24 protein-coding genes are annotated in these 25,893 nt (G+C 55.2%); 14 read left to right on the forward strand and 10 right to left on the reverse strand.

The features are described 5' to 3' along the window. Window positions 1-210 precede the first annotated feature (210 nt). Window positions 211-2,418, forward strand: a complete 2,208-nt coding sequence (locus tag H8K27_RS15540; RefSeq protein ID WP_186864085.1) for a TonB-dependent receptor plug domain-containing protein — start codon at window positions 211-213, stop codon at window positions 2,416-2,418. 65 nt (window positions 2,419-2,483) lie between these two features. On the opposite strand, the gene H8K27_RS15545 is transcribed toward H8K27_RS15540, so the two are convergent. The 3 genes from H8K27_RS15545 to H8K27_RS15555 form a co-directional block, all read right to left on the reverse strand. Next, window positions 2,484-2,864 carry a tautomerase family protein gene (locus H8K27_RS15545; RefSeq protein WP_186864086.1) on the reverse strand — a complete coding sequence of 127 codons (381 nt, stop codon included), beginning with the start codon at window positions 2,862-2,864 and terminating at the stop codon, window positions 2,484-2,486. Between the two features lie 118 nt (window positions 2,865-2,982). Next, window positions 2,983-4,356, reverse strand: a complete 1,374-nt coding sequence (gene cysS, locus H8K27_RS15550; RefSeq protein WP_186864087.1) for a cysteine--tRNA ligase — start codon at window positions 4,354-4,356, stop codon at window positions 2,983-2,985. 282 nt (window positions 4,357-4,638) lie between these two features. Further along, a complete protein-coding gene (locus tag H8K27_RS15555; RefSeq protein ID WP_186864088.1) occupies window positions 4,639-6,060 on the reverse strand; it encodes an aminotransferase-like domain-containing protein in 1,422 nt (473 codons plus the stop codon). A 205-nt stretch (window positions 6,061-6,265) separates the two neighbouring features. On the opposite strand from H8K27_RS15555, the gene H8K27_RS15560 reads away from it, so the two are divergent. From H8K27_RS15560 to H8K27_RS15610, 11 genes are all read left to right on the forward strand, one after another. Next, entirely contained in the window at window positions 6,266-6,565 is a 300-nt protein-coding gene (locus H8K27_RS15560; RefSeq protein WP_186864089.1) for a DUF2917 domain-containing protein, read from the forward strand. Between the two features lie 177 nt (window positions 6,566-6,742). After that, a complete protein-coding gene (locus H8K27_RS15565) occupies window positions 6,743-7,339 on the forward strand; it encodes a LysE family translocator (RefSeq protein ID WP_186864090.1) in 597 nt (198 codons plus the stop codon). A 77-nt stretch (window positions 7,340-7,416) separates the two neighbouring features. After that, window positions 7,417-8,322 carry a DMT family transporter gene (locus H8K27_RS15570; protein ID WP_186864116.1) on the forward strand — a complete coding sequence of 302 codons (906 nt, stop codon included), beginning with the start codon at window positions 7,417-7,419 and terminating at the stop codon, window positions 8,320-8,322. 222 nt (window positions 8,323-8,544) lie between these two features. Beyond that, window positions 8,545-9,003, forward strand: coding sequence for a RidA family protein (locus H8K27_RS15575; RefSeq protein WP_186864091.1), 459 nt, complete (start codon window positions 8,545-8,547; stop codon window positions 9,001-9,003). A 65-nt stretch (window positions 9,004-9,068) separates the two neighbouring features. Continuing rightward, complete coding sequence (locus H8K27_RS15580) at window positions 9,069-10,268, forward strand: aminotransferase-like domain-containing protein (RefSeq protein ID WP_186864092.1); 1,200 nt, start codon at window positions 9,069-9,071, stop codon at window positions 10,266-10,268. A 298-nt stretch (window positions 10,269-10,566) separates the two neighbouring features. Further along, the gene (locus H8K27_RS15585) at window positions 10,567-11,175 is read left to right on the forward strand and encodes an outer membrane lipoprotein (protein ID WP_186864093.1); all 609 of its coding nucleotides are present in this window, start codon (window positions 10,567-10,569) and stop codon (window positions 11,173-11,175) included. Window positions 11,176-11,367: 192 nt separating this feature from the next. Further along, window positions 11,368-12,195, forward strand: coding sequence for a substrate-binding periplasmic protein (locus H8K27_RS15590; protein WP_186864094.1), 828 nt, complete (start codon window positions 11,368-11,370; stop codon window positions 12,193-12,195). A gap of 25 nt (window positions 12,196-12,220) precedes the next feature. Continuing rightward, window positions 12,221-14,209: an ATP-binding protein gene (locus H8K27_RS15595; protein WP_186864095.1), complete on the forward strand. Its 1,989-nt coding sequence runs from the start codon at window positions 12,221-12,223 to the stop codon at window positions 14,207-14,209. Between the two features lie 82 nt (window positions 14,210-14,291). Continuing rightward, window positions 14,292-15,026 (forward strand): pseudouridine synthase, encoded by a 735-nt coding sequence (locus H8K27_RS15600; protein ID WP_186864096.1) that lies wholly within the window; start codon window positions 14,292-14,294, stop codon window positions 15,024-15,026. Window positions 15,027-15,156: 130 nt separating this feature from the next. Further along, window positions 15,157-15,768 carry a ParA family protein gene (locus tag H8K27_RS15605; RefSeq protein ID WP_186864097.1) on the forward strand — a complete coding sequence of 204 codons (612 nt, stop codon included), beginning with the start codon at window positions 15,157-15,159 and terminating at the stop codon, window positions 15,766-15,768. A gap of 168 nt (window positions 15,769-15,936) precedes the next feature. Then, complete coding sequence (locus H8K27_RS15610; RefSeq protein ID WP_186864098.1) at window positions 15,937-16,536, forward strand: lysophospholipid acyltransferase family protein; 600 nt, start codon at window positions 15,937-15,939, stop codon at window positions 16,534-16,536. A 57-nt stretch (window positions 16,537-16,593) separates the two neighbouring features. Here the strand turns inward: H8K27_RS15610 and H8K27_RS15615 are convergent, their stop codons facing one another. After that, window positions 16,594-17,709, reverse strand: a complete 1,116-nt coding sequence (locus H8K27_RS15615; RefSeq protein ID WP_186864099.1) for an acyltransferase family protein — start codon at window positions 17,707-17,709, stop codon at window positions 16,594-16,596. Window positions 17,710-17,912: 203 nt separating this feature from the next. Between H8K27_RS15615 and H8K27_RS15620 the strand changes: the two genes are divergently transcribed. Next, window positions 17,913-18,578: a flagellar basal body-associated FliL family protein gene (locus H8K27_RS15620; RefSeq protein WP_186864100.1), complete on the forward strand. Its 666-nt coding sequence runs from the start codon at window positions 17,913-17,915 to the stop codon at window positions 18,576-18,578. 178 nt (window positions 18,579-18,756) lie between these two features. On the opposite strand, the gene H8K27_RS15625 is transcribed toward H8K27_RS15620, so the two are convergent. The 6 genes from H8K27_RS15625 to H8K27_RS15650 form a co-directional block, all read right to left on the reverse strand. Continuing rightward, entirely contained in the window at window positions 18,757-19,242 is a 486-nt protein-coding gene (locus tag H8K27_RS15625) for a CinA family protein (RefSeq protein WP_186864101.1), read from the reverse strand. Between the two features lie 156 nt (window positions 19,243-19,398). Then, the gene (locus H8K27_RS15630; protein ID WP_329604423.1) at window positions 19,399-19,866 is read right to left on the reverse strand and encodes a phosphatidylglycerophosphatase A family protein; all 468 of its coding nucleotides are present in this window, start codon (window positions 19,864-19,866) and stop codon (window positions 19,399-19,401) included. A gap of 53 nt (window positions 19,867-19,919) precedes the next feature. After that, window positions 19,920-20,888, reverse strand: a complete 969-nt coding sequence (gene thiL / locus H8K27_RS15635; protein ID WP_186864103.1) for a thiamine-phosphate kinase — start codon at window positions 20,886-20,888, stop codon at window positions 19,920-19,922. A 243-nt stretch (window positions 20,889-21,131) separates the two neighbouring features. Beyond that, window positions 21,132-22,316 carry an NAD(P)/FAD-dependent oxidoreductase gene (locus H8K27_RS15640; RefSeq protein ID WP_186864104.1) on the reverse strand — a complete coding sequence of 395 codons (1,185 nt, stop codon included), beginning with the start codon at window positions 22,314-22,316 and terminating at the stop codon, window positions 21,132-21,134. A 1-nt stretch (window position 22,317) separates the two neighbouring features. Then, a complete protein-coding gene (locus H8K27_RS15645) occupies window positions 22,318-22,482 on the reverse strand; it encodes a rubredoxin (protein ID WP_186864105.1) in 165 nt (54 codons plus the stop codon). A gap of 62 nt (window positions 22,483-22,544) precedes the next feature. Further along, complete coding sequence (locus tag H8K27_RS15650) at window positions 22,545-23,024, reverse strand: rubrerythrin family protein (protein WP_186864106.1); 480 nt, start codon at window positions 23,022-23,024, stop codon at window positions 22,545-22,547. A 311-nt stretch (window positions 23,025-23,335) separates the two neighbouring features. Here H8K27_RS15650 and H8K27_RS15655 point away from each other — a divergent pair, with 311 nt between their 5' ends. Next, window positions 23,336-25,645 carry an NADP-dependent malic enzyme gene (locus tag H8K27_RS15655; protein WP_222610700.1) on the forward strand — a complete coding sequence of 770 codons (2,310 nt, stop codon included), beginning with the start codon at window positions 23,336-23,338 and terminating at the stop codon, window positions 25,643-25,645. The last annotated feature ends 248 nt before the right edge of the window (window positions 25,646-25,893 follow it).

The raw sequence follows: 25,893 nt of genomic DNA on the forward strand, positions 1-25,893 counted from the left end.
ATATTGCTTGATTTGCCATGCGTTTACCGGATAATTGCCAGCCTGATCATTTTTCCGGGGCAAGGGTTTTGCCTGATGCCTGCCGTTACCTTGCTTATGCCGATTTCACTGATTTCCCCGTCCGTTTTCAAATTTGCTGCCGGAAGTATTTTCAGACCGGTTGCAATATGGCCTTCCGCCTCCTTTGACTGTGGTGCTCTGGGGGGAACCGTGCGGCTCCGGCTTGCCGGTCAGGCGCCATCTCGCGTGGCGAATAGCGGGCGCATTGCATTATTGGCTGTTCTGGCAGGACACGGTCTGGTGCCGGCGTATGCCGGAGCGGACCCGCAAGTGCAGCAAAGCCCGGTGCAGACTGTGGAGGTTGCTGCATCTGCCAGCGAAAATCAGCGCCGCGATGCCAGTGTGGCGCGGGTGGTGATCGGGCGTGAGCAGTTGTTGCAGTTTGGCGATACCAGCTTGTCCGATGTGCTGAAACGTCAGCCCGGTGTTTCGGTGGTCGGCAACGAATTGCGTCTGCGCGGTCTGGGCAACGGCTACACCCAGATATTGCTGAACGGCGACCCGGTGGCGCCGGGTTTCACGATCGACAGCCTGTCGCCGGAACTGATTGAGCGTGTCGAAATTTTACGCAGCCAGACTGCCGACAGCAGCGCTCAGGGCATTGCCGGCAGCATCAATATCGTGTTGCGTAAAGGAATCCAGCGCGCGCAGAAAAACGGGAAAGCCGGCATCACCGGATCCGGTGGCCACTGGTCGCCACAGGCCAGTCTGGAGCTGGCTGATAAGCTCGATAACGGCTTGTCGTACTCGCTGAATCTGGCCGTCATCCGCAGCCACAGCGGGACTGAGCCAGTCACGTCGGAACGCATCAATGATACGGCGGGGAATCCGGCAATCCTGCGCGAATTCCATGAGCATTATCAGTTCGATACCGACAAAATCAGCGTGGCACCGCGCCTGGTGTGGGCGCTGCCGGCGGGCGATCCGCTGACCTGGCAGAACTGGCTGGACTACAGCCGCAGTCACATGACAGGTGCAAATACCGAACAGACATTACAGGGCAGCAGCTCGGATTATCCGCAAAACGATTACCGCTTTGCCGCCGATGTACTCAGCTGGCGCAGCGATCTGAGCTGGACGCACCGGCTCAATGCCGACATGAAGCTCGATACGCGGCTCGGCTTGCAGTACAACAAGCGCAACAGCGATTATTATTTCGACGGATTTCCGGCCGGTGCTGCGACGCCGTTTATCCGCAACGTGGTGTCCGATGCGATCGACCAGAATCTGATCAGCAGCGGCAAATGGCTATACCGGCTGAATGATGCGCACAGCCTGGCATTTGGCTGGGATGGCGGCCTGATCCGTCGCAGCGAACAGCGTCTGCAATACGATCACAATACGCCGGGCGATTTGTCCGGCAGCGTCGGTTTTCTGGATGAAGATTATCGCGCTGACGTGCGGCGGCTGGCGCTGTTTGCGCAGGATGAATGGGAGTTCAGTCCGCGCTGGCAGGCTTACTTGGGGTTGCGCTGGGAAGGTTTGCGTACCGCCATCACCGGCCGCACGATTGTCGGAACGCAGACCAGTTCCAGCGTCTTCAGCCCCGTGTTCCAGACAGTATGGAAACTGCCCGGCACCGAAAAAGACCAGCTGCGCTTTGCCATCTCGCGCACCTATAAAGCGCCGGAAACCCGGAATCTGGTGCCGCGCCGCTACACCGTCAACAATGACAATAATCCGAACAACTCCGACTTTCAGGGTAACCCGCATCTGCTGCCCGAACTGGCCTGGGGGCTCGATGCCGCCTATGAACATTATTTTGCCGCGCAGGCGATGTTCAGCGTTGCCGCTTTCCTGCGCCGGATTCAGAACGTGACCACCTATACCTTATTCCAGCAGGACGGCGTCTGGATCACGACGCCGGACAATCGTGGCCGGGCGCAGGTGTATGGTCTGGAAATGGACAGCCGGTTTCCGCTCACACTCTGGTTCAGTCAGGCACCGGCGATCGATGTGCGCATCAACGCGGCGCGCAACTGGTCGCGTCTGGACAGCGTGCCCGGGCCGGACAATCGCCTCAACAATCAAGTGCCGCTGACCGCTAATCTGGGGCTCGATTACCGCCGCAGTGAAACCCATTCGCTCGGCATGAATTTCAATCTGCAAACTGCAGGCCGGGTGCAGGGTTCCGCGCTACTCAGCACCTATAAAAGCGTGGCCCGCAACCTGGATTGGTACAGCCTGTGGAAACTCAGAAAAGGCACGCAAATCCGGCTGTCAGTCAGCAACGCATTACACCAGTCAGCCATTTCCGGCCAGACTTATCTCAACCCGGAAACCCGTGACAACATGCAACGCAGCACCCTGACACCGGGTCAGACTACCGTGAAGCTGATGTGGGAGCAGGTGTTGTGAGTATCGTTATACTGCATCCGGTGATGCGCGGCAGAAACCGCTTATTGCCGGATACGGATTGAGGTTTATGTGTGAATCAACCGGCCACCGCCGAAAGACCAGTTTTCCCAGGACGTTTCTTTGAAACACACCATAACGTCTTCGGGGTGCAAACCCATATGGGACAGATCTTCCATCAGTCCTGCCAGCAGTTTCTTTTTGACTTTGACGCTTCGTCCGACAGACCAAAGAATTTCAATTAATATGAAATTCTCCGTTCGCGCAGACGTCAGGTCCGGATACATCGGGTCGTAACGAAAATTTTCTGCATCCAGCTCAATGACGCGTTGAAATTTGTCTGTGACTGGAACACCTGATGCCACCAGCGCAGCATGTACAGCGTCCAAAACGCCGGTTTTGAAAGCGGCGGACTTGGGATGACGAACGGTTAGCGTAACAAGCGGCATCAAGATTCTCCAAAAAAGATGTGTTAGTGCAGCGGGGCGGGATGAGCCGGTATTTGGCTCACCAACTTGATCGTTCGTCAGGATAACCGGTGAGCGGCAGGAGATGCCGCTGTCCGGATTACAGCCGTTTGATATTCATGCTGCCAGCTTTGTCCTCGACCTCGAATCCGAGTGCATGCAGTTCGGCGCGCAGGCGGTCGGCTTCGGCCCAGTTTTTGGCGGCGCGGGCGGCCTGGCGCTGTTCTGCCAGCGTTTGCACTTCGGCTGGAATTTCCAGCGCTTGCGGCACCCAGTTTGCTAAACCGAGACCAAAAATCTGATCAAATTCGGCGATGCTGGCTTTTTTGTCGGCATCGCTGATATCGGATTTCAGCATTTCCCACACCAGTGCCAGTGCCCGCGGCACGTTCAGGTCTTCGTTGATGAAGATGGTGAATTTTTCCCTGAACTCCGCATTCACGCTGCCGCCGGCCGGCCATGCGTAGAAGGTGTCACGCAGGCGTTGCAGAGCGGTCTGTGCAGACTGCAGGGCTTCAAAGCTGAATTGCATCTGGCTGCGGTAGTGCGCGGTCAGGCACAGATAGCGATAAGCCAGCGGGTCGATATGCTGGTCGAGCAGGGTTTGCAGGCGCAGGAAATCGCCGCTGGATTTGGACATCTTGCCAGAATCAATTTGCAGGAAATAACCATGCATCCAGAAGTTCGCCAGACGGGTGCCGTGGCAGGCCTGATTTTGTGCAATCTCGTTGCTGTGATGAATCGCGATGTGGTCTTCGCCGCCGCAATGGATATCAAACCACGGCGTCAGATATTTGGCGGACATGGCCGAGCATTCGATATGCCAGCCCGGAAAGCCGCGTCCCCACGGGCTGTCCCATTCCATCTGGCGCTGTTCGCCTTCAGGGCTGAATTTCCACAGCGCGAAGTCGGTGGCATGACGTTTTTCGCCAAGTTCCACGCGGCTGCCGGCCTTGATCGCATCACGCTTGATACGGGCCAGATAGCCGTAGTCATCCTGCTTGCTGGTGTCGAAATAGATGCCGTCGCTGGTGCGGTAGGTGTAGCCGTTTTTTTCTATGCAGGAGATAAAGTCGATCTGCTCGGCGATATGGTCGGTGGCCTTGCACCAGATCGCGGGTTCCAGCACGTTCAGCCTTTGCAGATCGCTTTTGAACGCAGCCGTAAACCGGTCGGCAATCTGCCATGCCGATTCACCGGCTTTGCGGCTGCCTTTTTCCATTTTATCTTCGCCGTCGTCGCCGTCAGACACCAGATGGCCGACGTCGGTGATGTTGATGACATGGCGCACGGTGTAGCCGTTCCACTCCAGCGTACGGCGCAGCAGGTCTTCAAACAGGTAAGTGCGCAGGTTGCCGATGTGGGCGTAGTCATACACGGTCGGGCCGCAGCAATACAGGCCTACCCAGTCATTCCGCAGTGGTGTGAAAGGGCGCAGGCGGCGTTCCCAGTTATCGTAAAGCAGTATGTCCATCGTTTTTTTGCAAATAGAGAGAAGAATGAAATCGGTGCGCGATGGAGCAGGCTCACATCGGCGGACTTGTAGGCAGGTTCAACAACAGCAACGGACGGGCAGCGCCGCAACCGGCAGCGCGCCGGTCCGTAAATGCAGGATGTCTTGTTGAGTTGGCATGAAGTCGGTGTTGAACGTGGTCAGAACAGGGTAAGAATGTAGCATAGTTAGCCCTGTTTATCCTAGCGCCGGCGCAAGGACGTGGCGTCGCGGATGGCAGGGCGTCACGCTGGTGGCGCGATGCTAGCGCAGTTCTTTTTTGAGAAATTCCCAGACGCCGGGATCGGACATGGCGGCAATATTGATCCGCATCTTGGTGGACGGCGTCTGGTGCGGTGAGAACAGGCTGCCCGGCGCCAGCAGAAAGCCTTGTTCCATCGCTTTTTCGGTCAGCTTGTTGGTGTCGGCTCCGGTTTCGGTCCAGAGGAACATGCCGGCAGGGGTGCGGTAGTCCACTTTCATACCGAGTTGCTCAAGGCGTTTGGTGATGTCGTCCCGTACGCTGTCGAGCTTGACCCGGATGCGGTCCACATGCTTGCGGAAATGCCCTTCGGACAGGATTTTGTAGACCACGCGTTCGCCGATTTCGGTGGTGGTCAGGGTGGACAGCATTTTGCGGTCCGCCAGCCGCACCGCCAGCTCCGGCGAGGTGGCGATGAAGCCGACCCGCAGGTTGGCTGCCAGTGTCTTGGAAAATCCGCCCAGATAAATCACGCGGTTGAGCTGGTCCAGCGCCGAAATCCGGGTGGCTGGCTGCACGGCGGGGCCGGGGTGCATGTCGCAATAAATATCGTCTTCCACGATCATGAAATCATGCTGCTCCGCGGTTTTTAATACCTGAAAAGCTTTGGCGGCCGACAGCGAGGTCGAGGTCGGGTTATGCATCACGGAGTTGATGATGTACAGCTTGGGCTTGTGGATCGCTGCCAGCTCTGCCAGCTTGGCGACGTCCGGGCCATCGTGCAGCCGCGGAATGCCGATCACTTTGGCGCCGAGGATGGCAAATGAGCCGAACATCAGGAACCAGGCCGGGTCATCGACAAAAATGGTGTCGCCGGGCTGGGTGAATTCACGCGCCACCAGATCCAGTGCCTGCGTGACGCCGGATGTCATCACAATCTGCTCCGGTGCGGCGGCGATTTCGAGTTCAGCCAGTTTCAGCTGCAGTTGCTGACGCAGCGGCAGAAAGCCTTGCTGGGTGCCGTAATGCAGCAGCAGGTTCTGATTCAGGCGGCTGATGGAGCGCAGGCCGTTGGCGACCAGCTCGCCATCCAGCCAGTCATGCGGCAATACGCCGGAACCGGGCATTTTCTGCGGCGGCAGCTGCCGGAACATATTGCGTACCAGCCAGACCACGTCCAGCTGTTGCGTTCCCGGTATCAGCAGCGGCGTGGCCGGAGACGCATTGAGCATGGAAGCGCGTTCACGGACAAAAAAACCGGCGCCACGGCGGGATTCCAGATACCCCTTGGCGACCAGCCGGTCATACGCCTCGACCACCGTAAAGCGGGAAACCGACTGCTCGTCGGCAAACTGCCGTATCGAGGGCATGCGCGCGCCGGTGCGGAGCAGTTTGTCGTCGATCCGGTTGGCAACCGCCGTCACGATCTGTTCGACCAGCGAATCGCCGGAATCGCGGGAGATAAAAAAGGCAGGAGTCTGCATGGCTGATCTCTGTGGTGCTGGAAAATGCGTGACGGCCGCTATTCCGTGTTGATAGATGTGTATCGGAAAAGTGACCGTAACAGTGTGATGATTATATCTTTTAGTGTACTGGTACTGTATTGGTTTTTCCGTTTAGGATAGCACAAACACTGACTAAAAAGTGAGCAATCCATGTTGCAGCACACAAGCCTTTTCGGGAGAGACCATGCGGATCATCGACACCAGTACAGCACTTGATTTACAGGGCAGGGAAGTTTTGTCCATCACGGCGGCGCAGCCTGTCTTGCTGCAGCTGCAGTCGGGTCTGGTCTGGATTACCGTGACGGATGATGAAAACGATTACTGGCTGGCCGGCGGTGAGCGCATGCATTTGCCAGCCCGGCGGCACGTGGTGATCGAGACCGATGCGGCGGCCAGCCGCCTGTTGCTGACAGTATTGCCGCAGCCGGAAGGCGGTGTGTTGCCAGGCGCCGCTGTGCCGGCGGCGCTGGAAGACCTGGCCTGATGGCAGAAAAAAGGAAAAATCAGGGAGTATCTTTAAAAATGTCGCTGATCTCAAGATAAAGTAAGGGCTTTTTAAAATACTCCCCCAGAGTATATTTTAATCTCAGAGATGACTGAAAGACGCTGTACCGGTTGCAGCGCAGAATTGTCTGAATCGCATTGTGAATGGAGTTTGACTGTGCCGCTGACTGAATTTATCGCTTTTTCTGTTTTTGCCTGGATCGGCTCATTGACGCCCGGCCCGAATGTGGCGATTGCCGCCACGACCGGCGTGAACCACGGGGTGCGTGCAGCTTTGCCGCAAGTCATGGGCGTGCCTTTTGGCTTTGTGCTGATGATGTGGCTGGTGGGAATGGGCGGGGCGGTGGTGCTGCAGGGTTCTCCGGCGCTGGTCTGGGGCATGAAGCTGCTGGGAAATGGCTACCTGTTGCTGCTCGCATGGCGTCTGTGTTTTTCGGCGCAACTGTCGGACAGCCAGCGGATGCAGCCGATGACTTTGCTGCAGTCGGCGCTGTTTCAGGTGGTCAATCCTAAGGCGTGGATGATGCTGGTGGCAGCCACTTCCACCTATGCAATCGGCCAGCAGGATTTCATGCCGCGCATGGGCTGTATGAGTCTGGGCTTTGCTTTGCCGAGTGCGCTGAGTCTCTTGCTGTGGGCATGGATGGGGCAGCAATTGCGGGAATGGCTGCAGGTCGGGCAGCGTTTGCGGCTGTTTAATCTGGGCATGGGCATGTCGCTGGCAGCCACGGCGATCTGGATGAGCCTGTTATGAAACATGATCCGGAGACAGAATTGCTGCCGTCCGCGCAATCCGTATCGCCTGCGCCGGTTGCTCTGCCCGCGACGCTGATGGCGGCGCACAACGAGGCGCACAGCGAGGCGTCAGCACGGCTGGAATCGCATGGTATGTGGCTGGGCCTGGCCGGCGTGATGATTTTCAGCCTGACGCTGCCGTTTACCCGGCTGGCGGTGGCCGAATTGCCGCCCTTGTTCGTCGCTTGCGGACGGGCGGTGGTGGCGGGGCTGCTGTCGGCGGCCTTACTATGGCAGCAAAGAGTGGCGTTTCCTGATGCGGCGCAATGCCGCGCTCTCTTGTTGAGCGGAGCCGGCGTGATCCTCGGATTCCCGATCCTGACGTCGGTGGCGATGCAGACGGTTCCTGCGGCGCATGGCGCCATCGTGCTCGGTATTTTGCCGCTGGCAACGGCGCTGTTTGCCGCTTTGCGTTTCCATGAGCGTCCGTCTGCCGGATTCTGGATCATGGCCGTGCTGGGCAGCAGCCTGGTGGTCGGGTTTGCATGGCTGCAAGGCGCGGGACACTGGCACTGGGCTGATCTGGCGCTGGCGGGTGCAGTGGCTGCCGCCGCTTACGGTTATGCGGAAGGTGGCCGCCTGTCGCAGACGATGGGCGGCTGGCAGGTGATTTCCTGGGCGCTGGTGCTATTGCTGCCGCTCAATCTGCTGGTCACTGTCTGGGTTGCAGGTTCGCATGTGATCAGCGCCTCGCCGCTGGCCTGGAGTGGCTTCGCCTATGTGTCGGTATTTTCGATGTTCATCGGTTTTTTGTTCTGGTACAAAGGGTTGGCGACCGGCGGTATCGCACGGGTCGGACAGATTCAGCTGCTGCAGCCGTTTCTGAGTCTGCTGGGAGCGGCGGTGCTGCTGGGCGAACCGCTGAGCTGGGTGAATGCCGGATTTGCGCTGGCAGTGATGGCGACCGTGGGTGCCGGACGGCGCATGAAGATTCAACGGTAGTCACAACGGAAAGCGGGTGCAGACCGAATTAAATCCGTAATACCAGTTGAATTTAGGGATGTTAATCGGGAGTGCGCGGGCTTACAATAGAAGGCTTGATTCTCCGGGAAGGCAAGGCTCTGCGAGCGGTGCCGCCCGCGGGAAAGAACCGGATAATAACAATTATTTTTCATTGACCGATGGGTTATCAGTGAGGGCTGATGACCATTTTCAGGAAATACCATGTCTATTTACCAAAAACTTGAAGAACTGAAAATTGAATTGCCAGCCGTTGCCACACCGGCGGCTGCCTATGTGATGTTTGCACAGACTGGCAATACGGTTTTCCTGTCCGGCCACATCGCCAAAAAAGATGGCAAGGTCTGGGTCGGACAACTGGGCAAAGACATCACCACCGAAGAAGGCCGTCAGGCTGCACGCGCGGTGGCGATTGATCTGGTGGCGACTTTGCGCGCTGCCTGCCACGGCGACCTGACCCGTGTGAAACGCATCGTCAAACTCATGAGCCTGGTGAACTCCACACCTGACTTCACCGAGCAGCATCTGGTGACCAACGGCGCTTCCGAGCTGCTGGTGGAGCTGTTTGGCGAACAGGGCAAGCATGCCCGTTCCGCATTCGGCGTGGCCCAGATCCCGATGGGCGCTTGTGTCGAGATTGAGTTGATCGCCGAGATTGCCTGATTGATTCATCCATGTAATTTTTAAAATACCTTGCCGATGAAGGCATGACTTCCAGTGAGACCAGCATGAAACTTGAAAATCCTACCCCTATCAATTGGAAATTCTCTGACCGCGCAGAACAGCTGCAAAGCTCCGCGATTCGTGAGATTCTGAAAGTGACCATGCGTCCGGAAGTGATCTCTTTTGCCGGCGGCCTGCCTTCACCGGAAACTTTTCCGGTGGAACGCATGAAGGCGGCGTTCGACAAGGTATTGTCAACACAGGGCAAGGCCGCATTGCAATACGGCCCGACCGATGGCTATGCGCCATTGCGCGAATTCCTGGCCGATTCGCTGTCGGTTGACGGTTCGCGTATTTTGCCGGAGCAGATCCTGATGGTGTCCGGTTCGCAGCAAGGGCTGGATTTGCTGGGTAAAGTGCTGGTCGATGAAGGCAGTAAAGTGCTGGTCGAAACGCCGAGCTATCTCGGTGCCTTGCAGGCATTTTCTGTGTACCGGCCTGAGTTCGTTTCCGTGGATACGGATGCACACGGTCTGATCCCGTCCTCCGTCGCCAGCAAAGGCGTCGGCGCACGCCTGATGTACGCCCTGCCAAATTTCCAGAATCCGACCGGCCGCACGCTGTCAGTTGAACGCCGCGTCGAACTGGTGGAAACCTGCGCCCGTATGGGGATTCCGCTGATCGAGGATAACCCTTACGGCGATCTGTGCTACAGCGGCGAGCCATTGCCGAAGATGCTGAACATGAATCCGGGCGGCGTCATCTACATGGGTTCTTTTTCCAAGGTACTGACCCCCGGCATCCGCCTGGGCTATGTGGTTGGCCCGACGCCGCTGATCCGCAAGCTGGAACAGGCCAAGCAGGCAGCCGACCTGCATACGGCGCAACTGACCCAGATGGTGGTGTACGAAGTCATCAAGGACGGTTTCCTGGCCGAACATATTCCGACCATCCGTAACCTGTATTCGCGTCAGTGCAATGTGATGCTGGACGCAATGAAAAAACATTTTCCGGCGGGTGTCGAATGGACCACGCCCGAAGGCGGCATGTTCATCTGGATCACGCTGCCAGCGCATATGGACAGCAAGGAATTGCTGGCAGAAGCGATCCAGCAGAATGTCGCGTTTGTACCCGGCGGACCGTTCTATGCGAACGAGGCAGAAAAAAATACCATGCGCCTGTCTTTCGTCACAGTGTCACCAGAACGTATCAATGAAGGCATTGAAAAACTGGGCAAACTGATCAAGGCCAGAATCGCGGCATGATAATTCCCGATGGCGTACGCATCCTATGACCGGATGACCCTCATAAAACCCGTCGTGCAGGCGGGTTTTTTTATGGCGTCACTAAAAAATCCGAAAGACCGAAAGATATAAATGGTGAGGAATTGTAAGATGAGCCACTTACCGGCAGCGTCCGGTGTTGAATTGATGCATCATCAGAAAAAATGTACAACGTAAAAAAATATTGCCCGCTGGCATGAAATTCTCAAAATCCGGTTCACCTGTTGTCTGGGGTGAACTATATTGAAGTTCCGTGAATATGAAAAAAAGGGAGTTGGTGATGAAAAAGCAGCTAATCGGAATGATGGTTCTGTGTGTCTTGACAGGCTCAGCTATGGCGCAGGATAGCAATACTGCCAAAACGGCCTATGCCGAAGCCTCGCGTCAGGCTGCCGCGCGTTATGCCGATGACAAAAAACTGTGCGCAGACGAAACCAGTTCCAGTGCCCGCATGCAGTGTCTGCGTGATGCCAAGACCGAATATAACAAAGCGCTGGCTGCCGCCAAAGCCAGCTCTGGCACGACAACGGCTGCCAGCGGCAAGAACGCTGCAGCCTGCGCAGACTGTGGTCGTGTAGTAGCGGTGCATGTCTCTGAAAAAGAAGGTGAGGGCGGTGCATTGGGCGTGATCGCCGGCGGCGTGGCTGGCGCCCTGCTGGGTAATCAGGTCGGTGGCGGTACCGGACGTGATCTGGCAACCATTGCCGGTGCGGCAGGCGGTGCTTTTGCCGGACATAAAATTGAGCAGAAAGTCAAAAGCAGCAAAGTCTGGACTGTCAGCGTCCAGTATGACAATGGCAATAAACAGGATTATCAGTTTGAAGCCGATCCCGGCTATCAGAGCGGTGATCTGGTCAAGTCTAATGGCAATACGATTGTCCGCCGTTAAGATTTCCTGACGTTCACGGCACGCGCTTTTTGCGGGCGTCAGGGCGTTTTCAGACAGTTTTGCCCTGTCATCGTGCAACGCCGGCTTAGCCGGCGTTGTCTTTTTATGCGGTCAAAACGAGTTTCTTGCTTAGACATGATTCCGGGGGTAGACTGCAAAAACCTTATTTTCGCCGCAGGAGATCACGGTTCTATGGGCAGGCATATCAGATATTCCGTCATCCGCTCAGGGCAGCTTATTCTGCTTGCCCTGTTCTCCTGCATGGCATTCTGGTCAGCCAGTGCCGCAGCCGATGAGTTATGCAAAAAACTGATTGCCACTGGTAATCCGGAATACCCGCCATTTCTCTGGCGCGATCCCGAAGACGAGAATCGCCTGATCGGCGCTAATGCAGAGCTGATGCAGGTATTGTCCAAAGAAATCGGCATCCCGATCGAGGTGCGCTATCTGGGGCCGTGGGGACGGGTGCAGGAAGAAGCCAAACTGGGCCGGGTTGATTTGCTGGCAGGGGCATTTCTGACACTCGCGCGGCTCGATTACATGGATTATTTTTATCCGTCTTTCCACAAAACCCATACCGTGATCTGGAGCCGGTCCGATCGCAGTTTCATTTATAAAAAATGGAGTGATTTGGTTGGCAAGCGCGGCGTGACGGTGATTAACAACAGTTTCGGCGAAGAGTTTGACCGTTATGCCAGAGAATCGCTGAAAATCATGACCGTCGCCAGTCTGGAGCAGGCGCTGAATATCCTGACGCTGGGGCGGGCAGATTATCTGATTTATGAAGAAGACCCCGGTTATGCCTACATCGCCAAGTTGAATATTGATAACCTCAAAACCAGAACGCCTGCGATCACCAATGAAGATCTGTATCTGACACTCTCGCACAAGTCTCCGTGCAACACACCGGAGCTGCGCGCCCGCATTGCCCGCGCCATGTACCGGATAGAGAAACAGAACGTGATGAGCAAACTGGTCGCTGCGCAGATTCAGCAATGGCGCAAACAGCAGTCTAAATAATCGGGTATCCGGACTGATGCATCTTTTGCGAAGCCTATCCCTGCGGCAGATATCGATAGCCGGCGTGGCGATCGGCATTTTATTACCGGCAGTATTATTCGGCTATTTTGCCGTGACGTCCCGTTATGAACGCGAGCTGCGACTGCGCATCCAGGACCCGATGTCCCAATACGCGGACATGCTGTCGAAAGCGATGGAAATCCCGATCTGGAATGTCGATAAAGATGTCGCCCAGACTTTCGTGCAGGCAGTCATGCGAAATCCGGACGTGACCGCTGTGACCGTGACGGATGAGACCGGCGCCGTGTTCGTGCACAGCGGAAAAGCCCATCGTCCCGACAGCAGCATGGCCAGCGAAACCCGCCCGATCCTGCTTGAACAAAAAGTCATTGGTAAGGTTACTGTCGAGCTGACCAAGGAACATATTGACCGAGATTTACTCGACGATATTCTCAAAATGGTGGCCGGGCTGATTGCACAGGTGTTTTTCTCGTTTTTGCTGGTCTTGTTTGTGTTCGACCGCAGGATTGTCCGCCCAATTCAGGCATTGCAGCGCGCCACCCGCCTGCTGGCTGAGGGGAAATTGAATAATCCCCTGAAATGGCGTCGCAGCGATGAAATCGGCAATCTGGCGCAGGATCTCGATGCGATGCGGCTGAATCTGGGAAAATTGCTGAGCGAGCGCGAACAGCAAAATGATTTGCTGCAGCAGGAGCTGCGGGAGCGCCGCCGGATTGAGCAGGAACTCAGGGATACTGAGATGAAATTCATTGCAATTTTTCAGGCATCGCCGGTTGCAATGCAAGTCCTGCGCAAAGACGGCAGCTATGTCATTGTGGATGCCAATGATGCATGGTTGCGGCAATTTCATTTTACGCATGTGCGTGAACTGTCTGGCGCAGGGATCCATGAAAAGCTGTGGCGTAATCCGGAAGATTTTGAAAAAATCGTGCACTTACTGGAACGCGACGATGAGATTCATTCCTACGAAGCCTGGTGCCGTTGCGGTGATGGCGAAAAGACGCTGTTGTGTGAAATGTCCGGCCGCCTGATACGGATTGGCAACGAACCCCTGTTGTTGCTGGTGCAGGAAGATATCACGGAAAAACGCCAGCATGAGTTGGATATCCGGAACATGAATGTCACGCTGGAAAAGCGCGTATTTGAACGCACCCACGAGCTGGAAGAGACCAATACCGAGCTGACGGTTGTGCTGGAAAACCTGCAGCGGGCACAACAGGAATTACTGCGTACTGAAAAAATGGCGGCACTGGGGTCGCTGGTGGCCGGTGTCGCTCATGAACTCAATACACCGATCGGCACCTGCGTCACGGTTGCCAGCACCTTGCAGCAGCAGACAGATGATGTGCTGCGCCAGTATGCGCAAGGCATCAAGCGTTCAGCGCTGGAAGAGTATCTGCATCATGCGCGTACAGGTAACGATCTGCTGCTGCGCAACCTCAGCAAGGCGTCTGAACTGGTGATCAGTTTTAAACAGGTTGCCGTCGACCGGACCAGCGCTAACCGCCGCCTGTTTGCGATTGATGAAATGACCGATGAGCTGATCACGACACTTGGACCGATGATCCGTAAAACGAAACATCAGGTGGTGGCGGAGCTGCCGAAAAAATTCATGATGGACAGCTATCCCGGCGCATTGGGGCAGGTGCTGACAAACCTGATCAATAATGCGTTTATTCACGCATTTGATGCCGAAACACGGGGGACGATCACTATTTCCGGACATGTATTGAATCCGGACCTGATAGAACTGCTGGTCACCGATAATGGCAAGGGCATTCCGGCGGCTAATCTGGGACGCATTTTCGATCCGTTTTTTACCACCAGGCTGGGGCAGGGCGGCAGTGGTCTGGGATTGAATATTGTCTATAACCTGGTGCGCGATGTTTTAAGCGGGAATATCGCTGTCGAAAGCCAGCCGGGTCATGGGTGTTGTTTCCGGATTACTTTGCCACGGATTGCCAGGAGCGCGGACCGTGGGCAGGAACATTGATCTGCGAATCACAGCGGCGCTTAGCAAGAATATACGCCGCCGGAACTAGCCTTGCCACGGACTGATCTGCTAAAGTCGCACCATGAGTAAATTATCTTTAGATCGCATCCTGCAGTCGCAGGGCTTTGGTACCCGTAAATATTGCCGTGAACTGGTGGAAGACGGCGAAGTGAGTATTCAGGGACAGGTGCTGGACAATTTTAAGCAGCCGGTTGAGACCGATGGTCTGGTGTTTCATATTTTTGATGAAGACTGGGAATATCGTGAGCATGTCTATCTGGTGCTGAATAAACCGGCGAATTTTGAATGCTCGCGCAAACCAAGCCATCACCCCGGTGTGCTGACCTTGCTGCCGGAGCAGTTCAACTGGCGCGATGTGCAGCCGGTAGGGCGGCTGGATCACGATACAACCGGGATGTTGCTGATGTCGGACGACGGGCCGTTTATCCATGCGCAGTCTTCGCCGAAACGCCATATTCCGAAAGTGTACGAGGCAACCACGGCAGATCCGGTGACGCCGGAGCTGGTGGCGGCGCTGCTGGCGGGCGTCAAGCTGCATGATGAACCTGCCCCGCTGGCCGCACAGACATGCCGTCAGCTGGGCGAGCACAAACTGGAAATCATTCTGGAGCAAGGGAAATACCATCAGGTCAAACGGATGCTGGCGGCAGCCGGCAATCATTGCGCTGCATTGCAACGTACTGCCATCGGGCAGCTGACACTGGAATCGCTGAATCTGCGAGAGGGCGAATGGTGTTACCTGACGGCAGAGCAGATGGCCTTACTGGTTCCTTCCCAGTCATCAGCGCAGTCTTGATATCGGGGCTGAGCGCTGGCAGTGGTGGTTTTTGCTGTGATTCGGCAGTTGCATAGGGCGGTGTGCAGGTCAATCTGAGTAAGCTGGATAATCTGAACAATCTGGATCAGCAGAATTAAGGAGTATCAGTATGCAGGTGATTGCAATAGTGAATCCTAAAGGTGGTGTCGGTAAGAGCACGGTTGCCACCAATCTTGCCGGGTATCTGGCTTCGCGTGGCCATCAGGTCATGCTGGGGGATGTCGATGTCCAGCAATCTTCCCGCACCTGGCTGGATTTGCGTCCTGCCAGCCTGCCGCCGATTGCTGCCTGGGAGGTCAACGAACATCTGATCGCCAAACCGCCTAAAGGCACGACCCATGTGGTACTGGACACACCGGCCGGTTTGAAAGGACACAAACTCGATGCCGTGCTGAAAATTGCAGACCGGCTCATCGTACCTTTGCAACCGTCGATTTTCGATATTCTGGCGACGGAAACCTTTCTGAAAAAACTGGCGCGCCGCGAGCAGAAATGCGCCGTCGGTGTGCTTGGCATGCGGGTGAATGCGCGTAGCCGGGCGGCTGATCAGCTGACGCATTATGTCGGGCAACTGGGGTTGCCGGTGTTGGGGTATCTGCGCGATACGCAGAACTACATTCAGCTGGCTGCACATGGCGCGACATTATGGGATGTGGCGCCATCGCGGGTTGAAAAAGACCTTGCCCAATGGGATGAAATATTGCGCTGGCTGCAGTCCTGATTGATTTCGTCAGGCGTGCTTTGACTGCGCCTGAATGACTCTGCCTGGATTTGTCTTTGATCACAGGTAGCGAATAAAAATTCCCCACCCGGCCCGGATATCCATATAATGCCGTCTCTCTCGCCTCGCAGCAGGCGAATTTATCTTTTGATATCAAAGACTTACGGCATGCACGCAACTATTTTCCAAACTCCTGTCGTCCGCACACTCATGCGCTGGATTTCTGTCATGGTTTTACGCTTGTGCGGCTGGCGGATTGAGGGGATCACTCCGGTGGAACCAAAATACGTGCTGATCGCCGCGCCGCATACCAGTAACTGGGATTTTCCGGTCACACTGATGGTGTGTTTCGCTTTACGCCTGAAAGTGTACTGGATGGGCAAGGCCAGCCTGTTTCCGCCGGTGGTCGGCGCGGTCATGCGCTGGCTGGGAGGAATTCCGGTGAACCGCAATCGCACATCGAATCTGGTGCAGAGTACCGTTGATGCATTTCATACCAGCCAGACGTTGACCGTGATCGTGCCTCCGGAAGGAACGCGGGGAAAAGTCACGCACTGGAAAACCGGGTTTTACTACATTGCCGCCGGTGCCGGCGTTCCGATTGCCCTAGGATATCTGGATTTTAAGCGCAAGGCCGGCGGCATTGGTCAGATGTTTTATCCCAGCGGCGATATCGTTGCTGACATGGAATATATTCAGGATTTTTACCGGGGCATTCATGGAAAAAATCCCCAGCAATTCAGTGCCGATCACATTCAGATCCGGTGATGGCGGACCGGCGTGCCGTCCGCTTGCCGTCTGCTGTTAAGCACATCCGTGCCGGAGTTATTCCGGTTTTAAAGGCTTGGTTTCTGATACCGCAGGTACGGCGGAGGTGGCGCTGTCCCGTGTCTGTGGCAGCAGCAGCCACTGCATTGGTTGCAGGATCAGTTTTTGCGTCAGCCATTCACAGTAAGGATGCGCGCCGAGATATACGATGACTGCACTGGATGCCAGTGAAATCAGCAGTCTGGCGGCGTCTTCCATCTGGAAAATACGGTTCAGGATACCCGACTGGTACAGCGCGATCAGTGCCATGCCGTGCCACAGGAAAACATACATGGATTGCCGGCCGATGCGGGCCAGACCCAGATCGCGGCGGCTTAACAGATGCAGCACGGATAAGCCCAGCACGCCGGATACGGCATACTGCAACAGCTGATACAGGCTGCCGGTCGGATTTGCCATACCGAGCCGCTGCAGCGAAAAACTGCCATACAGCCAGCGGTAATCAAAATTCGCAGGCAGCAAAAAGCAGGCAACAATGCTGATCGCTGTAATTACCATTGCCAGAGCAGTCCAGACAAACTTGCGTCGCAGGTTAAAAAAGTCGGGACCCAGTTGCCAGCCAAGCACAAAAAATGGAAAAAATATCAGCGTGCGTGAGCTGCTGAGCAGATAACCTGTGTGTTCCGAGTAAGTGGTAACCGTCGCCAGCGCCACTGCCAGCATGACCGGGAACTGCAAACGGGAGAATAAGGGTAGCAGCAGGCGCCAGCTCAGCAGGCTTAACAGATACCACAGCATCCAGTAAGGTGCGATCAGCCCGGCATACACGCTGAAGTTGCCGCGCAGCAGATATTCGGTCAGTTCGTAGATCAGCTCGAAACTGATCAGCGGCGCAAGAATATTTTTAATCAGCTGTCCCGATTGCCGCTGGTCCAGCACAGGTTTTGACACAATGCCGGAAACCAGCGCAAACATTGGCATGTGAAAGGCATAGGCAAAAATCCAGATCGGGCGCAAAAAGGCGTCGTTACTGATATGTAATTCGATGAGATGCCCAAAAACCACCAGAAATATCAGGACTGCTTTGATATTATCAAGAAAGGCATTTCTGTTCTGAAATGGAAGGGCTGCGCTGGACATTACGGTACGGTAAATCGGAAAACCTACCATCATAAACGAAAGCCTGCAACGAGTTGCGGCCGCTTTGTAACGAAATGGACATTTTTGAGTCTGTGCCTTTGATTTAGAATCAGCAATAACTGAAAAAACAGGTCGTTATATCATGACATCAGCGGCACCATGAGTTGAAAAAATGTTTCCTTGATGTAATTGTGACTGCGTTAGAATGGCTGGAGTAATTATCCCGGTGGGCGATCATGGCTAAAGATAAGACGAAATCGGCAATCCTGAGTTCGGAACTGGACTTCGAGGATGTGGACGGTGGCCCCATTAAGGATATGGATATCGATTTGTCGCATTTGCAGTTTGATTTGCCGTCCGACAAAAGCGCTTCCACCACGCCCCTCAGCCAGCCTGTTGCCGAAAAAGCCGCTTCCAGACCGCAGGCCGCAGCTTCACCGTCACCGGCTAAAAAGACACCGACATCACCTGCAGGGAAAAAAAACACAGGTAAAAACAGCAAAATCAGTGACCGCTTCACCTTGTATGCAGCAGTGATTGCGTTGTGCGGTTTCCTGATTATTTTTGGCAGTATTTTTTATTTCAAAGTGCTGGACAGTGATGAAACTGCACCGAGTTATCTCGTTTTGCCGCGGGCTGTGATTCATCCGGATGGACAGGTTGTGCGGATACAGCTGACTTTGCAGGTAGAAAGCAAGGATCGCGAATGGCTTGGTTCGAATAAGAAAGCCTTATCCGACATCCTGCCGATTGTGCTGACGGCTGTTGATCCGGAAGATTTGCACTCGGAACAAGGATTTGAGCATTTACGGGAACAGCTACGTCAGGAATTCAATCAGCGTATGGGAACCGATAAAATCAATTCGGTGCTGGTCAATGAGTTATTGATGCAGAGTCACTAATCAGGCGGGCACTGAGGACGCAATATTGTTCTGTGAGAGATGCTTTTTTATCTGTCTCGTTTGATGTTGCCGCACCGCCGCTGCGGCAGGATGTCCGGGAATCCCTCTTGTCTGATGCTGTGTTGCGATGATTGTGCCGGTGTCACCGCAAGGCAGATGCACCGGCAACATTATCTGCTTACAGCTCCTGTAAATAACGCAGCAGTTTCGCCAGTGCGTGCCGCACAGTCTGTTCCCTGACTGCATGGCGGTCACCGCTGAACACCAGTCTTTCCGTATGCGTGACGCCGCCCACCGTCCAGCCGAAGCAGACCGTGCCAACCGGCTTGCCTGGCACGGCACCGGTTGGTCCTGCGATGCCGGTCGTGGAAAGGGATACATTGGCTTCGGAATGCGCGATCGCACCTTCCGCCATAGCAGCGGCGATTTCCTCGCTGACTGCGCCGTGGCGTGCAATCAGTGCGGCAGAAATATCCAGCAGTTCGGTCTTGGATGAATTGGAATAGGTGACAAAACCGCAGTCGAACCATTCCGAAGAACCGGCAATTTCAGTAATAGCTTGCGACACACCGCCGCCAGTACAGGATTCGGCGACACTCAGCAGTAATTTTTTGTCTTTCAGTTCCGCACCGACCTGGGCGGCGAGTTCGGGTGTGGTTGGCATGATGTGTCTCCTGTCTGTGTGCATTGTTGGAGGGTAACAGGTGCAGCCATGAATGATCCGGCTGCAGCGCCTGACTTACTTTACCACCATGTGTGCTGCAAAGTGAAGCGGGCCGGCGCAGAATAAAAAGACTGTTGGTTGTTGTCCTCAGCAGATTCAGATCGCGCGCCAGAGTGCGAACGTCAGCAGGGTGAAAAACGCGGCCACGATATCGTCCCACATGACGCCGAAACCGCCTTTCAGATGACGGTCAAAATAACGGATAGGCGGTGGTTTGACCATGTCAAAAAAACGGAACAGCAGAAATGCCCAGGTCTGCACGGCGCTGCTGGCCGGTGTCACAAACAACAGGACGGCCCAGAACGCGATGATCTCATCCCACACCATGCTGCCGTGATCTGACACGCCGAGATGCTTGCCAGTGACGCGGCAGGCCCAGATTCCGATCAGAAATCCGGCAATGATGATTCCGCTCCAGTGCAGCGGAGTGAACAGCAGCGGCCAGCGGGTGCTGAATACCTGGAAACTGAACCAGGCGAACAGTGTGCCCATCGTTCCCGGCATCACCGGTGATAAGCCGCTGCCAAAACCCTGTGCCAGAATATGCGCCGGATGGCTCAGCATAAAGCGTCCGCTGACAGCGGGGAGTGAGGTGGGCGGTAGTGAATTGGCAGGCATCATGGTGTCGTGAAATGGTCGAAAGATTGAAAAGCCAGTGTCACCGGATCGCCTGCGGCATCGATCAGACGCAAACCGGGGGCCGCGTCAATGCTGCCAACCCGTGTCACAGGGGTGTCGGATTGTCGGGCGGCAGCCAGGACTTCATCACGATGGTGTGGTGGTGCGGTAAAGCACAATTCATAATCGTCGCCGCCATTGAGCGTGAACTGGCGTCGCAGTGACAGCGCCTGCCGTTGCAGCACCGGCCCTGCCGGCAGCCGGTCAAGCTCCAGCGTGGCGCCGACAGACGAACGTTTCAGGATGTGCTCCAGATCGCCAGCCAGTCCATCGGAAATATCGAGCGCGGCATGGGCAATTCCCCGCAATGCCATGCCGAGTGCGACGCGCGGTGTGGGGCGATGCATGCGCAGTGCCGCCTGCAAATGATCTGCGCTGTTCAGCGGTACTTCTTTCCAGTAAGCGCCCAGTGCCAGCCGGGCATCACCGAGCGTGCCTGAAATCCAGATATCGTCGCCGGCCTGTGCGGCATCCCGGCGCAATGCGCTGCCCGGCGGTTGTTCACCCAGAATGGTGATGCAGATATTCAGCGGTCCCTTGGTGGTATCGCCGCCGATCAGCCGGCAGTGATGTTGGTCGGCCAGTTGCAGCAGGCCGGCGACAAATTGTTCCAGCCAGTCCGGATTGGCCTCGGGCAGAGAAAATGCCAGTGTGAATCCCAGTGGCTGCGCACCCATTGCCGCGAGGTCGGACAGATTGACGGCCAGGCATTTGTGTCCCAGCCAGAAGGGGTCCGCATCCGGAAAAAAATGACGGCCAGAAACCAGCATGTCGCTGGAAACGGCCAGCTGCATACCGGGTGTGGGCTGGAGCAGGGCGCAGTCGTCACCGACGCCGAGAGCGAGCCGCTCATCGGCAACGGAATGCCGCGCGAAATAACGTTGAATGAGTTCGAATTCTGAAAGCATGCCGCATTGTACTCAATGTCTTGCTGCATGCGTGGTATCGGTGCCGCTGGCAGTCTGGCGGTTGTTCACTCCGGGCGCTGCAATCCGCCTTAGGGTGACCGGATTCCGATCATTGAATCGCTGTGAGCCGGGGAGTATCAGTAAAAAGCGGTCTGTTGCCAATGTAAATAAAGGGTCTTTCAATATACTGGGGGGAGTATATTGAAAGGAAAATTTGGCTTTGTCCTTCCCCCATGCACTGGTTCAGGCAATCAGATGACAACTGTTTCCCAGTTCCTGCAACAAGGCGTTGCGCTGTTGCTGATCTTGCGGCGCCAGCCCGAATCCGCGCAGCGTGTCCTGATGGTCGTAAAAACGGCTGATGGTGATTCCGCCTTCGTCGTCGGTTTCCCAGCGTCCGCGTTTTGCCAGATCCGGCGCCACCGGCATCAGTGCAATCGGGCAGGAGGGCGTTTTGACCAGCACTGGCATCGGTTTGAATTCGATGCGTCTGGATTGCCCGGTCAGATTCTGGGCGATGGTGCGGGCGGCAGCCATGACTGGCGCCACATACGGCAGCCACAGATGCGCGCCGTCCGGCTGCGCATATTCCGCACAGTCACCGAGCGCGTAAATCCCCGGAATGCTGGTTTCACCAAAGGCACTCACCCGTATCCCGCGTCCGGTTGCCAATCCGGCGGATTCCGCCAGCCGCAGGTCAGGGCGTAGTCCGACAGCAGACAGCACCAGATCGGCGGTCAGGCTTTGTCCGTTTGCCAGCGCGACTTGCAGGCCGGCACCGGTATGTGTGACATGCGTTGCCGTGGTACCGGTGTGAATCTGCACCTGCTTTGCCAGCAAAGCCTGTTGCAATCTCCGGGAAACGGGTGGTGGCGCCAGTGCTGCCAGCGGCAGGGTATTCGGGTCCACCAGCGAGACCCGATAGCCTGCGCCGGAAAAATCATCAGCAAATTCACAGCCGATCAGACCTGCACCCAGAATCACGACATGAGCGCCGCTGCCTGCGGCATCCAGCCGTTTGCGCAGCTGGGCATAGTCCTGCCAATGATTCACGGACAATACCTGGTCTGCTGCATCACCTTGCATCGGCAGCTGCACCGGCCTGGCGCCGACCGCCAGCACCAGCTGCTCAAACTCGAATTCGCCCGCGCTGGTCAGCAGGCTGCGGCTGGTGGTGGCAATTTGTTGTATCCGGGCGTTGGTCAAAATGGTGGCATTGAGCTGCGCAGCCATCTGTTCCGCACTCCGGCTTAACAGCGCCGTGACCGGCTTATTCTGCGCAAAGGCATTCGACAGCATCGGCTTGGAATAAAAACTGCCGTCATCGCCGGTCATGATCAGGAGCGGCGTGCTGCTGTCGATCTGACGGAATTCACGGGCAACGGTGTATCCGGCCAGTCCGGAACCGGCAATGACGATGGGCTTCATCTCAGATCTCCACCATCTCGAAATCGGCCTTGGCGACGCCGCAGTCCGGACATTCCCAGTCCTCCGGGATATCTGTCCAGCGGGTGCCGGGGGCAATGCCTTCTTCCGGCAGGCCCTGTACTTCATCATAAATAAATCCGCAAACGATGCATTGGTATGTTTTCATGGTTTCTCTATCCTGGTATGGGTTATCTTGAGTCAAAATGTGTAGCGGCTGATGGCATCGCATCAGGCCTTGCTGGCATTGAGCACGGCGCGGTAATGATTGGCATGCCGCTCTTCCACTTTGGCCAGCGCTGCAAAGCGTTTCGCTGCCATGGCTAAAGTCCGCTGAAAATTTTCTGCGTGTTCTTTCGATTCGGCGATCTGCTCATCGTATTCGGCGACGGCGGCATGATTGCCTTCTTCCACGGCCAGATGGCGGAAGCGGGGATACATCTCGGTGTATTCGTAGGTTTCACCTTCAATCGCAATTTCCAGTGCCCGCTCAGGCGTCATCTGGGCTTTGGGATAAAGCAGGTCGAGATGGCCGAAAGCATGCATCACTTCCTGATCGGCGGTCGCTTCAAAAGCCTTCGCAATGTCTTCCGCACCGGCTTCACGGGCAAGCCGTGCAAAGTAGCGATATTTAATGTGCGCCATGGATTCCCCGGCAAATGCAGCTTCCAGATTCTGGATCGTGACAGATGGCTGATGTTGGTTACTCATACGTTTCTCCTGGTGAGGTGGTAAGTCAGTCGGTTTGAACTAAAAACTATCAAACATGAAAAATCATAGCTAATGACAATTAATTTGTGAAATTGATTAATTAAAATAAATTAATAGTTATTTTCTATATTTCATCTAAATGAAGGTCTGGGGTGGGAATGTTTCATATGCTTTTGACAATCGACCTTCTATGCTTATGCTCCTAAGGCATAAAAGTCGTACAAATACGTATGAAGTTAGAGTAATCCCTCTGCTAGAATCTCAGGCCAAAGTAAGTTTTCAGTAAGCAAAATAGAAAGAAGGCCGAGCCCATGGATTCAGCAGATCAGAAAGAGCAGATACGTCAACAATTGCGTCAGGCAGCACTGGAGTACCATGAGTGCCCGTCCCCGGGCAAAATCAGTGTCACACCAACCAAGCAATTGACCAACCAGCGTGACCTGGCGCTGGCCTACTCTCCTGGCGTGGCGGCACCTTGCGAAGAAATCGTGGCAGACCCGACTGCAGCCTTCAAATATACGGCGCGCGGCAATCTGGTCGGCGTGATTACTAACGGCACGGCTGTGCTGGGGCTGGGCAATATCGGCCCGCTGGCCTCCAAGCCGGTCATGGAAGGCAAGGGTGTGCTGTTCAAGAAATTTGCCGGTATCGACGTGTTCGATATTGAAATCAACGAACCTGATCCAGACAAGCTGGTCGATATCATCGCTTCGCTGGAACCAACTTTCGGCGGAATCAACCTGGAAGACATCAAAGCGCCGGAATGCTTTTACATCGAGCGCAAACTGCGTGAACGCATGAAAATCCCGGTCTTCCATGATGACCAGCATGGTACGGCGATCATTGTCGGCGCGGCGATTCTGAATGGCCTGAAAGTCGTCGGCAAAGACATTAAAAATACCAAAATGGTGGTGTCCGGCGCTGGCGCTGCAGCGCTGGCCTGCCTGGATCTGATCGTCGATCTGGGTTTTCCGATTGAAAATATTTTTGTTACCGATCTGGCCGGCGTGGTGTACAAGGGCCGTGCCGAACTGATGGATCCGGATAAAGAACGCTTTGCGCAGGAGACAGCGGCACGCAGTCTGCGGGAGGTTATTCCGGGTGCGGATATTTTCCTCGGATTGTCCGCTGCCGGCGTATTGAAGCAGGACATGGTCAGCCAGATGGCAGATAAGCCGCTGATCCTCGCGCTGGCGAATCCGACACCTGAAATCCTGCCGGAAGAAGTCAAAGCCGTGCGCGAGGATGCCGTTATGGCGACAGGCCGTTCTGACTTCCCGAATCAGGTGAATAACGTACTTTGCTTTCCTTATATTTTCCGCGGTGCGCTTGATTGCGGCGCGACCACCATCACACGGGAAATGGAAATCGCTGTTGTGCACGCGATTGCCGAACTCGCACAAGCCGAACAGTCTGATATCGTGGCTTCGGCCTACGGTATCAGCAACCTGTCATTTGGCCCGGAATATCTGATTCCGAAACCATTTGACCCGCGTCTGATGATGAAGATTGCGCCGGCAGTGGCACGCGCAGCAGAAGAGTGCGGCGTTGCCGCCCGTCCGATCAAAGATATGCAGGCTTACGTTGAGAAGTTGCAGCAATTCGTCTATCACAGCGGCACCTTCATGAAGCCACTGTTCCAGATCGCTAAAAAGGCACCGGCAGAACGCAAACGGATTGTCTTTGCCGAAGGCGAAGAAGAGCGCGTACTGCGTGCTGTACAGGTCGTGGTCGATGAAAAACTGGCGACGCCGATCCTGGTTGGCCGCCCGCACATTCTTGCTCAACGCGTTGAAAAATTCGGTCTGCGGATTCGTCCCGGCGTTGACTTTAAGGTCATCAATCCCGAGTTCGACGAACGTTACCGTGATTACTGGCAAACCTATTACTCTATGACTTGCCGCAAAGGCGTGACGGAGCAATACGCCAAGCTGGAAATGCGCCGCCGTCACACGCTGATCGGTTCGATGATGATTCACAAAGGCGACGCCGATGGTTTGATCTGCGGTACTTTTGGCACTACCGGCCTGCATCTGAATTACATCAATCAGGTTTTGGGCAAGCGCGAAGGGGTCAATGTTTATGCGGCAATGAATGGTCTGGTGCTGCCGGATCGTCAGTTGGTGCTGGTGGATACGCATGTGAACGAAAATCCGACTGCCGAACAGATCGCGGAAATCACCATGCTGGCGGCAGAAGAAATGCGCCGTTTTGGGCTGCAGCCAAAAGCGGTATTGCTGTCACATTCTAATTTTGGTTCCAGCAACAGCGAATCCGCTCAGAAAATGCGTGCGGCACTGGCAATTATCCAGCGTGAGGCGCCAGATTTGGAAATTGACGGTGAAATGCACGGCGATACTGCGCTGGATTCCGCTTACCGCAAGAAAATGATGCCGGGCTCTACCTTAAAGAGCGATGCCAATCTTCTGGTCATGCCAAATATTGACGCGGCAAACATAGCTTACAATTTGCTGAAAACCACGGCGGGCAATAACGTTGCAATCGGCCCGATCCTGCTTGGCTGCGCCAAGCCTGTGCATATTTTGACGCCATCAGCAACCGTTCGTCGTATCGTGAATATGACTGCGTTATGTGTCGTTGATGCTCTGGCGCAACGTTGACACCGAAAACAACTGAAAAGGAATTGCCTCAGTCTCAGATAGAGTGATTCCGGTTTCATTAGTCTTTGATACTAAAAAAAGCCTGGCTTACGTAAGCCAGGCTTTTTAATTGTTGGTAGCAAGGGGTAGTTGACAGTGTGCGTTAAGTCGTTCATAATCTCGTTTCTCTGCTGCTGACGAACAAAACGCTTCGCCAGCAAGCTCTAAAAGCCAGCAGACAAGACAGCGATCTTTAACAATTAACAGTC

This window comes from Cognatundibacterium griseum (assembly GCF_014284195.1).
Lineage (GTDB): Bacteria > Pseudomonadota > Gammaproteobacteria > Burkholderiales > Burkholderiaceae_D > Undibacterium > Undibacterium griseum.